At 63.8% G+C, this 12,810-nt stretch carries 14 protein-coding genes; all 14 read left to right on the top strand.

Translation table 11 applies throughout. The annotated features are described in order from the left end of the window. Positions 1-141: 141 nt before the first annotated feature. The 14 genes from AC0L3U_RS23855 to nuoL all read left to right on the top strand — a co-directional run bounded on the left by AC0L3U_RS23855 (position 142) and on the right by nuoL (position 12,810). The gene (locus AC0L3U_RS23855) at positions 142-507 is read left to right on the top strand and encodes an NADH-quinone oxidoreductase subunit A (RefSeq protein ID WP_007603535.1); all 366 of its coding nucleotides are present in this window, start codon (positions 142-144) and stop codon (positions 505-507) included. Beyond that, positions 498-1,085, top strand: coding sequence for a NuoB/complex I 20 kDa subunit family protein (locus tag AC0L3U_RS23850; RefSeq protein ID WP_199198582.1), 588 nt, complete (start codon positions 498-500; stop codon positions 1,083-1,085). Before AC0L3U_RS23855 ends, AC0L3U_RS23850 begins: the two co-directional genes overlap by 10 nt. 11 nt (positions 1,086-1,096) lie before the next feature. After that, positions 1,097-1,711 carry an NADH-quinone oxidoreductase subunit C gene (locus AC0L3U_RS23845; RefSeq protein ID WP_007603539.1) on the top strand — a complete coding sequence of 205 codons (615 nt, stop codon included), beginning with the start codon at positions 1,097-1,099 and terminating at the stop codon, positions 1,709-1,711. 2 nt (positions 1,712-1,713) lie between these two features. After that, the gene (locus tag AC0L3U_RS23840; RefSeq protein ID WP_247356280.1) at positions 1,714-2,910 is read left to right on the top strand and encodes an NADH-quinone oxidoreductase subunit D; all 1,197 of its coding nucleotides are present in this window, start codon (positions 1,714-1,716) and stop codon (positions 2,908-2,910) included. Then, entirely contained in the window at positions 2,910-3,872 is a 963-nt protein-coding gene (locus AC0L3U_RS23835) for an FkbM family methyltransferase (RefSeq protein WP_473363433.1), read from the top strand. Before AC0L3U_RS23840 ends, AC0L3U_RS23835 begins: the two co-directional genes overlap by 1 nt. Positions 3,873-3,884: 12 nt before the next feature. After that, positions 3,885-4,496, top strand: a complete 612-nt coding sequence (gene nuoE, locus AC0L3U_RS23830; RefSeq protein ID WP_354164101.1) for an NADH-quinone oxidoreductase subunit NuoE — start codon at positions 3,885-3,887, stop codon at positions 4,494-4,496. Next, the gene (locus AC0L3U_RS23825; RefSeq protein WP_473363432.1) at positions 4,496-4,699 is read left to right on the top strand and encodes a hypothetical protein; all 204 of its coding nucleotides are present in this window, start codon (positions 4,496-4,498) and stop codon (positions 4,697-4,699) included. The genes nuoE and AC0L3U_RS23825 overlap by 1 nt, the downstream gene beginning before the upstream one ends. A 15-nt stretch (positions 4,700-4,714) precedes the next feature. Beyond that, positions 4,715-6,040 carry an NADH-quinone oxidoreductase subunit NuoF gene (nuoF, locus tag AC0L3U_RS23820; protein WP_027518249.1) on the top strand — a complete coding sequence of 442 codons (1,326 nt, stop codon included), beginning with the start codon at positions 4,715-4,717 and terminating at the stop codon, positions 6,038-6,040. Positions 6,041-6,045: 5 nt separating this feature from the next. Next, positions 6,046-8,121 carry an NADH-quinone oxidoreductase subunit NuoG gene (gene nuoG, locus AC0L3U_RS23815; RefSeq protein ID WP_473363431.1) on the top strand — a complete coding sequence of 692 codons (2,076 nt, stop codon included), beginning with the start codon at positions 6,046-6,048 and terminating at the stop codon, positions 8,119-8,121. 4 nt (positions 8,122-8,125) lie between these two features. After that, positions 8,126-9,193, top strand: a complete 1,068-nt coding sequence (gene nuoH / locus AC0L3U_RS23810; RefSeq protein WP_007603555.1) for an NADH-quinone oxidoreductase subunit NuoH — start codon at positions 8,126-8,128, stop codon at positions 9,191-9,193. Between the two features lie 14 nt (positions 9,194-9,207). Beyond that, positions 9,208-9,696 (top strand): NADH-quinone oxidoreductase subunit NuoI, encoded by a 489-nt coding sequence (nuoI, locus tag AC0L3U_RS23805; protein ID WP_026232873.1) that lies wholly within the window; start codon positions 9,208-9,210, stop codon positions 9,694-9,696. Positions 9,697-9,705: 9 nt separating this feature from the next. Then, complete coding sequence (locus tag AC0L3U_RS23800) at positions 9,706-10,344, top strand: NADH-quinone oxidoreductase subunit J (RefSeq protein WP_007610978.1); 639 nt, start codon at positions 9,706-9,708, stop codon at positions 10,342-10,344. Continuing rightward, positions 10,341-10,649 (top strand): NADH-quinone oxidoreductase subunit NuoK, encoded by a 309-nt coding sequence (gene nuoK, locus AC0L3U_RS23795; RefSeq protein ID WP_007603558.1) that lies wholly within the window; start codon positions 10,341-10,343, stop codon positions 10,647-10,649. The genes AC0L3U_RS23800 and nuoK overlap by 4 nt, the downstream gene beginning before the upstream one ends. Positions 10,650-10,710: 61 nt before the next feature. Continuing rightward, positions 10,711-12,810, top strand: coding sequence for an NADH-quinone oxidoreductase subunit L (nuoL, locus tag AC0L3U_RS23790; RefSeq protein WP_473363430.1), 2,100 nt, complete (start codon positions 10,711-10,713; stop codon positions 12,808-12,810).

The raw sequence follows: 12,810 nt of genomic DNA, 5'->3' as shown, positions 1-12,810 counted from the left end.
GATTTCCACCGTTCTGAGGGCGACAAAGGGCCTAAAAAGAGCGTGTCTTGCGCCCATTGGTGCACTGCGCTAAGGCTCAGAACAATTCCAAACTGGACGAATCCGTGGCTGTCCCGAGGCTGCGGGAAAAAGGGCTCGTCAATGAGCGGCATTCTGCAGAACTATCTTCCACTCGTCGTCTTCATAGGGGTAGCGGGCCTCATTGGCCTGGTGCTGCTGATCGCGCCGTTCATCGTGGCGTTCCAGCAGCCGGACCCGGAAAAGCTGTCGGCGTATGAGTGCGGTTTCAACGCCTTCGACGACGCCCGCATGAAGTTCGACGTCCGCTTCTATCTGGTCGCCATCCTCTTCATCATCTTCGACCTCGAGGTGGCGTTCCTGTTTCCCTGGGCGGTGGCGTTCGGCAAGCTTGGCGCGACCGGTTTCTGGTCCATGGTGGTGTTCCTTGGCGTGCTGACGGTCGGGTTCGCCTATGAATGGAAGAAAGGCGCACTGGAATGGGATTGAACCCTACGTCGTCCGCCGGTCCGGTTCTCGCGCCGGCCCCCAAGGGCATCCTGGACCCGTCGACCGGCAAGCCGGTCGGGGCCAATGATCCGTTCTTCCTCGAGGTCAATTCGGAACTGTCCGACAAGGGCTTCTTCGTGGCCGCGACCGACGACCTCATCACCTGGGCGCGCACCGGCTCGCTGATGTGGATGACCTTCGGTCTCGCCTGCTGCGCGGTCGAGATGATGCAGGTCTCGATGCCGCGTTACGACGTCGAGCGCTTCGGCTTCGCGCCGCGCGCCTCGCCGCGTCAGTCGGACGTGATGATCGTCGCGGGGACCCTGACCAACAAGATGGCGCCTGCGCTGCGCAAGGTCTACGACCAGATGCCCGAGCCGCGTTATGTCATCTCGATGGGCTCCTGCGCCAACGGCGGCGGCTATTATCACTATTCCTACTCGGTCGTGCGCGGTTGCGACCGCATCGTGCCGATCGACATCTACGTGCCGGGCTGCCCGCCCACGGCGGAAGCGCTGCTCTACGGCGTGCTGCTGCTGCAGAAGAAGATCCGCCGCACCGGCACCATCGAACGCTAAGGTTTTACGTCATGGACGACGCCAAGCTCGACGCCCTGGGGCAGACGATCGTTAGCGCGCTTCCGGGCGCCGCCATCGGTCATTCGGTGGCCTTCAACCAGCTCACGGTCGATGTCGAGGTCAGCAAGATCGTCGAGGTGGTCAAGTACCTCCGCGACGACCCGAATTGCCGCTTCATCAACTTCACTGACATCACGGCCGCGGATTATCCGTCGCGCGAAAAACGCTTCGACGTGATCTATCACTTCCTGTCACCGACCCTGAACGCCCGGGTCCGGCTCAAGGCGCAGGCCGACGAGACCACGCAGGTGCCGTCGCTGATCGAGGTGTTTCCCGGCGCCGACTGGTTCGAGCGCGAAGCCTACGACCTCTACGGCGTGATCTTCGTCGGTCATCCCGACATGCGCCGCCTCCTGACCGACTACGGCTTCGAGGGTCATCCGCTGCGCAAGGATTTCCCGACCACCGGCTTCCTCGAGGTCCGCTACGACGATCAGGAGAAGCGGGTGGTATACGAGCCGGTCAGGCTCAACCAGGAATTCCGAAAGTTCGACTTTTTGTCCCCGTGGGAGGGCGCCGACTATCCGGTCCTTCCGGGCGATGAAAAAGCGGGGCCGAAGGTCTGATCATGAACGAGCAACCCGAACAGCTTCGCAACTTCACGATCAACTTCGGACCGCAGCATCCGGCTGCGCACGGTGTTCTTCGTCTTGTGCTTGAATTGGATGGTGAGGTCGTCGCCCGCGTCGACCCGCATATCGGCCTGCTTCACCGCGGCACCGAAAAGCTGATCGAGCAGAAGACCTATCTGCAGGCGATCCCTTATTTCGACCGCCTCGACTACGTCGCGCCGATGAACCAGGAGCACGCCTTCTGCATGGCTGCAGAAAAGCTGCTCGGCATCGAGGTGCCGCGCCGCGCGCAGCTGATCCGCGTGCTCTATTGCGAGATCGGCCGCATCCTGTCGCATTTGCTCAACGTCACCACGCAGGCGATGGACGTCGGCGCGCTGACCCCGCCGCTGTGGGGTTTCGAAGAGCGCGAAAAGCTGATGGTGTTCTACGAGCGTGCCTCCGGCAGCCGCATGCACGCAGCCTATTTCCGCGTCGGCGGCGTGCATCAGGACCTGCCGCAGAAGCTGGTCGACGACATCGATGCCTGGTGCGATCCGTTCCTGAAAGTGGTCGAGGATCTCGACCGGCTGCTCACCGCCAACCGCATCTTCAAGCAGCGCAACGTCGACATCGGCGTGGTCTCGCTGAAGGAAGCCTGGGAGTGGGGCTTCTCCGGCGTGATGGTGCGCGGCTCGGGCGCGGCCTGGGATCTGCGCAAGTCGCAGCCCTATGAATGCTACGCCGAGCTGGATTTCGACATCCCGATCGGCAAGAACGGCGACTGCTACGACCGCTATCTGATCCGCATGGAAGAGATGCGCCAGTCCGTGCGCATCATGAAGCAGTGCATCCAGAAGCTGAACGCAGCCGATGGAAAGGGCCCCGTCGTCGTCGAGGACAACAAGGTCGCGCCGCCGCGCCGTGGCGAAATGAAGCGCTCGATGGAAGCGCTGATCCATCATTTCAAGCTTTACACCGAAGGCGTCCACGTGCCGGCCGGCGAGGTCTACGCCGCGGTCGAGGCGCCGAAGGGCGAGTTCGGCGTCTTTCTGATCTCGGACGGCACCAACAAGCCCTACAAGTGCAAGATCCGCGCGCCCGGCTTTGCCCATCTCCAGGCCATGGACCACATCTGCCGCGGTCATCTGCTCGCCGACGTGTCGGCGATCCTCGGCTCGCTCGACATCGTGTTCGGAGAGGTCGATCGGTGATGGCGCAGGCGCCGATCCAGTTCGACCGTGCCTCGGGGGCCCTTGAAGGGGCCAACCTGTGGGAGCGGACGGCTGCCTTGGCGCTGGTGACGGGATCGAAGATCTCCTCGCACTTCTCGCATATGGGCTACATCGCCTGCGCGAACCTGCTGCGGAAGACGCTGCCGGAGCGCAACATCGCGATCAAGCTCAACCCCGACGCCGTGTTCGAATTTCCCTACGGCGACGGCTATTGGAGCAAGCTGCTCAACCGCTCCTACAATTACGAGGACGAGCTGGAGCTGTTGTTCGCCGACTCCATCGACGTCGACTATACGCTGCTCGATTGCGGCGCGAATTACGGCTATTGGTCGGTGCTGGTGTCGAGCAAGCCGTTCGGTTCGCACAAGGCGATCGCGATCGAGCCGTCGGGGCAGAACCATCCGAAGCTCGCCAACAACGCCCGCATCAACGGCAGCCGCTTCGAGACCATGAAATGCGCGATCGGCGCGGCCCGTGGCACCGCTCGTCTGTCAGGCACCAAGCACGAGGCCTTCAGCATCGCCGGCGATGCGTCGGCGGGCGGCGAGGACGTGCCGGTTATTGCGCTCGATAATCTCATCGACGACGGCAAGATCGCAGGCACCGGCAAGTACCTGATCAAGCTCGACGTCGAGGGCGTCGAGATCGAGGCGATCAAGGGCGGCGCCCGGCTGCTCCAGGCCGACAGCGTCATCATGTGCGAGGAGCACGGCAGCGACCGTTCGCACGCGGTCTCGCGCTATATCCTCGAACACACCCCGCTGAAGCTGATCGTCTACGATCCCAGCACAAAGCGTATGGAGACGGTGACCGAGCTGTCGATCCTCGACCGCATCAAGGTCTCGACCCATGTCGGCTACAATGTTTTCGGCACCGCAAGCGCATTCTGGCAGGACAGGATCAATGCCCTGAATGCGAAAACCGCGCGCCGCATGCAGTGAGAGATTGAAGAGATGTCCGTTCGCCGATTAGCACCGAAGGAAGTCCAGCCCGCGAGCTTTGCGTTCACGGAGGAAAACCTCGCGTTCGCCAAACAGCAGATCGCGAAATATCCGGCCGGGCGCCAGGCTTCGGCCGTCATCGCCATCCTCTGGCGCGTTCAGGAACAGCACGAAGGATGGGTGTCGGAGGCCGCAATCCGCGCTGTCGCCGACATGCTCGACATGCCCTATATCCGCGTGCTCGAAGTCGCGACCTTCTACACGATGTTCCAGCTGGCCCCGGTCGGCAAGAAGGCCCACGTTCAGGTCTGCGGCACCACGCCGTGCCGCCTGCGCGGCGCCGAGGATCTGATCCACGTCTGCGAGCACCGCATCCATCACGAGCCCTTCCATCTCTCCAAGGACGGCAATTTCAGCTGGGAAGAGGTGGAGTGCCTCGGTGCCTGCGTGAACGCGCCGATGGTGCTGATCGGCAAGGACACCTATGAGGATCTGACGAAGGAAAGCTTCGGCAAGGTGCTCGACGGCTTTGCGTCTGGCAATCCGCCCAAGCCCGGTCCGCAGAACGGCCGCCAGTTCTCGGCGCCGACCGGTGGGCCGACCACGCTGAAGGAGATCACCTGATGCGTGATCTCTCGCCGCCAGCTGAAGGGAGCAGTGTTGTGCAGAAGTGGAGCTTCGTCGCAATGCATTCCGCCGTGGCGGCCACATTCATTTTCCTGCTTCAGCGCTTCGCCCTGAACGCGTCGCTGGAATCCAGTCTGCTCTGGGCGCTGACCTTCGCCGTCTGCGCCGCCGGGCTTGCCTACAAGCAAGCCAACCGTTGATCGGAAAGCACTGACATGCTCGAGGACAAGGACCGCATCTTCAAGAACCTCTACGGCCTCCACGACTGGGGGCTCGAGGGCGCGCGGCGCCGCGGCGCCTGGGATGGCACGAAGAACATCATCGACAAGGGCCGTGACTGGATCATCAACGAGATGAAGGCGTCGGGGCTGCGCGGCCGTGGTGGCGCCGGCTTCCCGACCGGTCTCAAGTGGTCGTTCATGCCGAAGGAATCGACCGACGGCCGGCCGAGCTATCTCGTCGTCAACGCCGACGAATCCGAGCCCGGGACCTGCAAGGATCGCGAGATCATGCGGCACGATCCGCATCTCCTGATCGAGGGCTGCCTGATCGCGAGCTGCGCGATGAACGCGCATGCCTGCTACATCTATGTCCGCGGCGAGTTCATCCGCGAGCGCGAGCATCTGCAGGCGGCGATCGACCAGGCTTATGAGGCCAAGCTGGTCGGCAAGGACAACGTCAACGGCTGGCCGTTCGACATCTACGTCGCCCACGGTGCCGGCGCCTATATCTGCGGCGAGGAAACCGCGCTGCTCGAGAGCCTCGAAGGCAAGAAGGGCCAGCCGCGCCTGAAGCCGCCGTTCCCGGCCAATGTCGGCCTGTACGGCTGCCCGACCACCGTCAACAATGTCGAGTCCATCGCGGTTGCGCCGGACATTCTGCGCCGTGGCGCGGCGTGGTTCGCCGGCATCGGCCGTCCCAACAATGTCGGCACCAAGCTGTTCTGCATCTCCGGCCATGTCGAGCGCCCCTGCAACGTCGAAGAGGCCATGGGCATTCCGTTTCGTGAGCTGATCGAGAAGCATTGCGGCGGCATCCGCGGCGGCTGGGACAACCTCAAGGCCGTGATCCCCGGCGGCTCCTCGGTGCGCATGGTGCCGGCCGAGCAGATCATCGACACGCCGATGGATTTCGACAGCTTGAGCAAGCTGCGCTCGGGCCTCGGCACCGCGGCCGTGATCGTGATGGACAAGTCGACCGATTTGATCCGCGCCATCGCCCGCATCTCCTATTTCTACAAGCACGAGAGCTGCGGTCAGTGCACGCCGTGCCGCGAGGGCACCGGCTGGATGTGGCGCGTCTTGACCCGCATGGCCGACGGTCGCGCCCACAAGCGCGAGATCGACATGCTGCTGGAAGTCACCAAGCAGGTCGAAGGCCACACCATCTGCGCGCTCGGCGACGCGGCGGCGTGGCCGATCCAGGGCCTGATCGCGCATTTCCGTCATGAGATCGAAGCGCGCATCGACCAATATTCGCACAAGGCCGACATTGACGATGCCGGCGTCCGCGATCCCGTGAACATGGTCGCGGCGGAGTAGAGACAATGACCAAGCTCATCATCGACGGTAAAGAGATCGATGTCCCCGCCGAATACACGCTGCTTCAGGCGTGCGAGGCGGCCGGCGCCGAGATTCCGCGCTTCTGCTATCACGAGCGGCTGTCGATCGCCGGCAATTGCCGGATGTGCCTCGTCGAGGTGAAGGGCGGCCCGAAGCCGGTCGCGAGCTGCGCCTGGGGCGTGCGCGATTGCCGTCCGGGTCCCAAGGGCGAGCCGCCGGAAATCTCCACCCGTTCGCCGATGGTGAAGAAGGCGCGCGAAGGCGTGATGGAATTCCTTCTCATCAACCATCCGCTGGATTGCCCGATCTGCGACCAGGGCGGCGAGTGCGACCTGCAGGACCAGGCGATGGGCTACGGTGTCGACACCAGCCGCTTCGCCGAGAACAAGCGCGCGGTCGAGGACAAATATCTCGGCGCACTGGTCAAGACCTCGATGAACCGCTGCATCCAGTGCACCCGTTGCGTCCGCTTCTCGGCGGAAGTCGCCGGCGCCCCCGAAATGGGCGCGACCGGCCGCGGCGAGGACATGGAGATCACGACCTATCTCGAGCACGCGCTGACGTCTGAGCTCCAGGGCAATCTCGTCGACATCTGTCCGGTCGGCGCGCTGACCTCGAAGCCTTACGCCTTCGCCGCGCGCCCGTGGGAGCTCGGCAAGACCCAGTCGATCGACGTGATGGACGGCGTGGGATCCGCGATCCGCGTCGACACCCGCGGCCGCGAAGTGATGCGTATCCTGCCGCGCATCAACGAGGCCGTGAACGAGGAGTGGATCTCCGACAAGACCCGTCACGTCGTCGACGGCCTGCGCACCCAGCGCCTCGACCGGCCGTATATCCGCGAAGCCGGCAAGCTGCGCGCGGCGAGCTGGCCCGAGGCCTTTGCCGCGATCGCCTCCAAGGCGGCGCGTACCGACGGCAAGCGGATCGGCGCGATCGCGGGCGACCTCGCCGGCGTCGAAGAGATGTTCGCGCTGAAGGATCTGCTGGCCAAATACGGCTCGGCCAATCTGGCGGTGCAGGGCGGCGACGCCTTCGATCCCGCGCTCGGCCGCGGCTCCTACATCTTCAATCCGACGCTCGCCGGCGTCGAGCAGGCCGATGCGCTGCTCATCATCGGCGCCAATCCGCGGAAAGAGGCGGCGGTGTTCAACGCCCGCATCCGCAAGCGCTGGCGCGCCGGCGGCTTCAAAGTCGGCGTGATCGGCGCCAAGCCCGACCTCACGTACGACTATGATCACCTCGGCGCGGGCACCGACACGCTCGGTGAGCTCGCGGCCGGCAAGCACTCCTTCATGGACGTGCTGAAGAACGCCAAGAACCCGATCATCCTGGTCGGCGCGGGCGCGGCCTCGCGTCACGACGGCGCCGCCATTCTCGCAGCCGCGGCCAAGCTCGCGCTCGACGTCGGCGCGCTCAAGGACGGCTGGAACGGCTTCGGCGTCCTGCACGAGAGCGCCTCGCGCGTCGGCGCGCTCGATGTCGGCTTTGTCGCCGGTCAGGGCGGGCTGAACGCAGCGCAGATGACGACGTTCGGGACGCTCGATCTGCTGTTCCTGCTCGGCGCCGACGAGATCAAGCCGTCGGACGGCACCTTCGTCGTCTATATCGGCACCCACGGCGACCGCGGCGCCCATCGCGCCGACGTCATCCTGCCGGCAGCCGCCTATACCGAGAAGTCCGCGATCTACGTCAACACCGAAGGCCGCGTGCAAATGACCGGACGGGCCGCATTCCCGCCGGGTGAGGCCCGCGAGGACTGGGCGATCGTCCGCGCGCTGTCGGAGGCGCTCGGCAAGAAGCTCGGCTATGACTCGTTGTCGGCCCTGCGCCAGGCGATCTTCAAGGCCGTGCCGCATCTGATCCGCCTCGACCAGATCGAGGCCGGCGCGGCCGACCAGATCAAGAAGCTCGCGGGGAAGGGCGGCACGACGGAGAAGGCTCCGTTCAAGCCGCTCGTCGAGGACTTCTATTTGACCAACCCAATCGCGCGTGCGTCCGCCGTGATGGCGGAGTGTTCGCGGCTTGCCTCCGGGCAGATGCTGACCGCAGCGGAGTGAGCTGATGGAATTCTTCGAAAGCGCCTTCTGGACCGGGTTCCTCTGGCCGCTGATCATCATGATCGCGGAGAGCGTCCTGGTGCTGGTCGTCCTGCTGGTGGCGATCGCCTACATTCTGCTTGCCGACCGCAAGATCTGGGCGGCGGTGCAGATCCGCCGCGGCCCGAACGTGGTCGGTCCCTGGGGCCTGCTGCAATCCTTCGCCGACCTCCTGAAGTTCGTGCTGAAGGAGCCGATCATCCCGTCCGGCGCCAACAAGGGCGTGTTTCTCCTTGCTCCCTTGGTCTCATGCGTGCTCGCGCTCGCCGCCTGGGCGGTGATCCCGACCAATCTCGGCTGGGTGATCTCCGACATCAATGTCGGCGTTCTCTTCATCTTCGCGATCTCGTCGCTGTCGATCTACGGCATCATCATGGCCGGCTGGTCGTCGAACTCGAAATATCCGTTCCTGGCGGCGCTGCGCTCGGCGGCGCAGATGGTGTCCTACGAGGTCTCGATCGGCTTCGTCATCATCACGGTGCTGCTCTGCGCCGGCACGCTGAACCTCTCGGCCGTGGTCGAGGCGCAGCATGTCCGCGGCCTCGCCAGCCTGATCGGGTTGCCGCAGCTCACCATCCTGAACTGGTACGTCTGGCCGCTGTTCCCGATGTTCGTGATCTTCTACGTCTCGGCGCTGGCTGAAACCAACCGTCCGCCGTTCGACCTCGTCGAAGCGGAATCCGAGCTCGTCGCCGGCTTCATGGTCGAGTACGGCTCGACGCCGTATCTTCTGTTCATGCTCGGCGAGTATGTCGCGATTGCCACGATGTGCGCGATGGCGACGATCCTGTTCCTCGGAGGCTGGCTGCCGCCGGTGGACCTGCCGCCCTTCAACTGGGTGCCGGGCATCATCTGGTTCTCGCTAAAGCTGTTCTTCATGTTCTTCCTGTTCGCGATGGCCAAGGCGATCGTGCCGCGCTACCGCTACGATCAACTGATGCGCCTCGGCTGGAAAGTCTTCCTGCCGTTGTCGCTGGCGATGGTGATCGTGGTGGCAGGTGTGCTGCACTTTGCCGGCATCGCGCCGAAGTGAGGGCCGTCATGGGTATCAACATCAACGCCACTGCACGCTCGCTCCTGTTGTCGGAATTCGTCTCGGCGTTCTTCCTCGCCATGCGCTATTTCTTCCAGCCGAAGCCGACGCTGAACTATCCCTTCGAGAAGGGCCCGATCTCGCCGCGCTTCCGCGGCGAGCATGCGCTGCGCCGTTATCCGAACGGCGAGGAACGCTGCATCGCCTGCAAGCTGTGCGAAGCGGTCTGCCCGGCGCAGGCCATCACCATCGAGGCCGGCCCGCGCCGCAACGACGGCACCCGCCGCACCGTGCGCTACGACATCGACATGGTGAAGTGCATCTATTGCGGCCTCTGCCAGGAAGCCTGTCCGGTCGACGCCATCGTCGAAGGTCCGAACTTCGAGTTCGCGACCGAGACCCGCGAGGAACTGTTCTATGACAAGGCCAAGCTGCTCGCCAATGGCGATCGCTGGGAACGCGAAATCGCGAAAGCGATCGAACTCGACGCGCCGTACCGGTGAGATGAGAGCATGATCCTTCCCGCGCTGTTCTTCTATCTGTTCGCCGGCGTCTGCGTCGCCTCGGCGGTGATGGTGATTGTCTCGCGCAATCCCGTGCACTCCGTGCTGTACCTGATCCTGGCCTTCGTCAACGCCTCCGGCCTGTTCGTGCTGATGGGCGCCGAATTCCTGGCGATGATCCTGATCGTCGTCTATGTCGGCGCGGTCGCGGTGCTGTTCCTGTTCGTGATCATGATGCTCGACGTCGATTTCCTCGAGCTGCGCGAGGGCTTCATCGAGTACCTGCCGGTCGGCCTCGTGATCGGCGGCATCTTCCTGTTCGAGCTGCTGCTCACCGTCGGCTTCTGGGTCATCAACCCCGGCGTCGCCAAGACGATCACGGCGGCGATCCCGACCAACGTCTCCAATACCGAGGCGCTGGGCCTGGTGCTCTATACCAAGTACATCCACTACTTCCAGCTCTCGGGCATGGTGCTGCTGGTCGCGATGATCGGCGCCATCGTGCTGACGCTGCGGCACAAGGCGAGCGTGAAGCGGCAGGACATCAACGTTCAGAACGCGCGTACGCCCGAAATTGCGATGGCGATCCGCAAGGTGGCGCCGGGGCAGGGGCTCCAGGATTCTGACGCGGCGGAGTGGGTGAAATGACGATCGGGCTCGGACATTATCTGGCGGTCGGCGCGATCCTGTTCACGCTCGGGATCCTCGGCATCTTCCTGAATCGCAAGAACATCATCGTCATCCTGATGTCGATCGAGCTGATCCTGCTCGCGGTCAACGTCAACCTCGTGGCGTTCTCGACCTTCCTCGGCGACATCGTCGGGCAGGTCTTCGCGCTCCTGGTGCTCACCGTCGCGGCCGCTGAAGCCGCGATCGGTCTCGCCATCCTGGTGGTCTATTTCCGCAACCGCGGCTCGATCGCGGTTGAGGACGTCAATCTGATGAAGGGCTGATCGCATGATCCGGAAAAGTGGATACCGGTTTTCCGACCAGATCATGCGGAAAGATTAAATCATGGTCCAGGCAATCGTCTTTCTGCCTCTGGTGGGCGCTATTCTGGCCGGCTTGATCGCGCTTTTCGGCGCGCATGCCCGCAACCCCTCAGGCGACACGGTCGAGCATCACGATGATCACGGCCATGGCGCGCACGCCCATGCGTCGGACACGATCAACGAGGATGCGTCGGTCATCCACGAGACCCATCACGAGCCCGGCGACGGTCACGACGACCACCACGTCTCCGAGCCGCCCGCGGCGGGCTCGCGCGGCGCCGAGCTGATCACCACGGCGTTGCTGTTCGTGTCGGCGGCGCTGTCCTGGATGACGCTGGTCGATGTCGGCTTCATGCACCATGACATGCGCATTCCGCTGCTGCCGTGGATCCTCTCCGGCGATCTCCAGGTCTACTGGACGCTGCGGGTCGACACGCTCACCGCCGTGATGCTGGTGGTGGTGACCACCGTGTCCTCGCTCGTGCACCTCTATTCCATCGGCTACATGGACGAGGACCCGAACCGGCCGCGCTTCTTCGGCTATCTCTCGCTGTTCACCTTCGCCATGCTGATGCTGGTGACCGCGGACAACCTGGTGCAGCTGTTCTTCGGCTGGGAAGGCGTGGGTCTGGCGAGCTACCTCTTGATCGGCTTCTGGTACCAGAAGCCGTCGGCGAACGCCGCCGCCATCAAGGCCTTCGTGGTCAACCGCGTCGGCGATTTCGGCTTCGCGCTCGGCATTTTCGCGATCTTCCTGCTGGCCGGCTCGACCGATTTCGAGACCATCTTCCACGCTGCACCGGGTCTCACCGGCAAGACCATCGACTTTCTCGGCTGGCATGCCGACGCGCTGACCCTGACCTGCCTGCTGCTGTTCATGGGCGCGATGGGCAAATCGGCGCAGTTCCTGCTGCACACCTGGCTGCCGGACGCGATGGAAGGCCCGACCCCGGTGTCGGCGCTGATCCACGCCGCGACCATGGTCACCGCCGGCGTGTTCATGGTGGCGCGCCTGTCGCCGCTGTTCGAGCTCGCGCCGAACGCGCAGGCCGTCGTGATGTTCTTCGGCGCCACCACGGCGTTCTTCGCGGCGACCATTGGCCTGGTCCAGAACGACATCAAGCGCATCGTCGCCTACTCGACCTGTTCGCAGCTCGGCTACATGTTCGTGGCGATGGGGGCAGGGGCCTATTCGGTCGGCATGTTCCATTTGTTCACGCACGCCTTCTTCAAGGCGCTGTTGTTCTTGGGCTCCGGCTCGGTGATCTACGCGATGCACCACGAGCAGGACATCCGCAACATGGGCGGCCTGTGGCGCAAGATCCCCTACACCTACGCGGTGATGGTGGTCGGCACGCTCGCGCTCACCGGCTTCCCGCTCACCGCCGGCTATTTCTCGAAGGACGCGATCATCGAGTCCGCCTACGCCTCGCACAATCCGTTCGCGATGTACGGCTTCCTGATGACGGTGGTCGCGGCCGGCCTGACCTCGTTCTACTCGTGGCGGCTGATCTTCAAGACCTTCCACGGCGAGCCGCATGACGATCACCACTACGAGGCCGCGCATGAAGCGCCGATCTGGATGCTGATCCCGATCGGTGTGCTCGCGGTCGGCTCCATCCTGGCCGGCTTCCCGTTCAAGGAGCTGTTCGCCGGTCACGGCATCGAGGAGTTCTTCCGCGAATCCGTGAAGATGAACCCGCACATCATCGAGGAGATGCACCACATCCCCGAGACCATCGCCTTCCTGCCGACGGTGATGATGGTGCTGGGTTTCCTGGTGTCGTACCTGTTCTACATCCGCCGGCCCTATCTGCCGGTCGAGCTCGCGAACACGCAGCCGATGCTGTACAAGTTCCTGCTCAACAAATGGTACTTCGACGAGCTCTACGACATCATCTTCGTCCGTCCGGCGAAGTGGATCGGCTACCAGCTCTGGAAGAAGGGCGACGGCTTCATCATCGACGGTCTCGGCCCCGACGGTGTTTCGGCCCGCGTGCTGGACGTCACCCGCAACGTCGTGAAGATCCAGACCGGCTATCTCTACCACTACGCGTTCGCCATGCTGATCGGTGCCGCCGGCCTGATCACCTGGTTCATGTTCGGCTTTGGGGGCCAGTAA

This window comes from Bradyrhizobium sp. Kon69 (genome assembly GCF_055807515.1).
The sequence above is the reverse complement of the archived record's forward strand: the minus strand, read 5'-3'. Positions and strand labels throughout refer to the sequence as shown.

What these genes read in the sequence shown, in the direction of transcription:
- AC0L3U_RS23855 (WP_007603535.1), top strand. Translation starts at nt 142, where the DNA reads ATGAGCGGCATTCTGCAGAACTATCTTCCACTCGTCGTCTTCATAGGG.
- AC0L3U_RS23850 (WP_199198582.1), top strand. Translation starts at nt 498, where the DNA reads ATGGGATTGAACCCTACGTCGTCCGCCGGTCCGGTTCTCGCGCCGGCC.
- AC0L3U_RS23845 (WP_007603539.1), top strand. Translation starts at nt 1,097, where the DNA reads ATGGACGACGCCAAGCTCGACGCCCTGGGGCAGACGATCGTTAGCGCG.
- AC0L3U_RS23840 (WP_247356280.1), top strand. Translation starts at nt 1,714, where the DNA reads ATGAACGAGCAACCCGAACAGCTTCGCAACTTCACGATCAACTTCGGA.
- AC0L3U_RS23835 (WP_473363433.1), top strand. Translation starts at nt 2,910, where the DNA reads ATGGCGCAGGCGCCGATCCAGTTCGACCGTGCCTCGGGGGCCCTTGAA.
- nuoE (WP_354164101.1), top strand. Translation starts at nt 3,885, where the DNA reads ATGTCCGTTCGCCGATTAGCACCGAAGGAAGTCCAGCCCGCGAGCTTT.
- AC0L3U_RS23825 (WP_473363432.1), top strand. Translation starts at nt 4,496, where the DNA reads ATGCGTGATCTCTCGCCGCCAGCTGAAGGGAGCAGTGTTGTGCAGAAG.
- nuoF (WP_027518249.1), top strand. Translation starts at nt 4,715, where the DNA reads ATGCTCGAGGACAAGGACCGCATCTTCAAGAACCTCTACGGCCTCCAC.
- nuoG (WP_473363431.1), top strand. Translation starts at nt 6,046, where the DNA reads ATGACCAAGCTCATCATCGACGGTAAAGAGATCGATGTCCCCGCCGAA.
- nuoH (WP_007603555.1), top strand. Translation starts at nt 8,126, where the DNA reads ATGGAATTCTTCGAAAGCGCCTTCTGGACCGGGTTCCTCTGGCCGCTG.
- AC0L3U_RS23800 (WP_007610978.1), top strand. Translation starts at nt 9,706, where the DNA reads ATGATCCTTCCCGCGCTGTTCTTCTATCTGTTCGCCGGCGTCTGCGTC.
- nuoK (WP_007603558.1), top strand. Translation starts at nt 10,341, where the DNA reads ATGACGATCGGGCTCGGACATTATCTGGCGGTCGGCGCGATCCTGTTC.
- nuoL (WP_473363430.1), top strand. Translation starts at nt 10,711, where the DNA reads ATGGTCCAGGCAATCGTCTTTCTGCCTCTGGTGGGCGCTATTCTGGCC.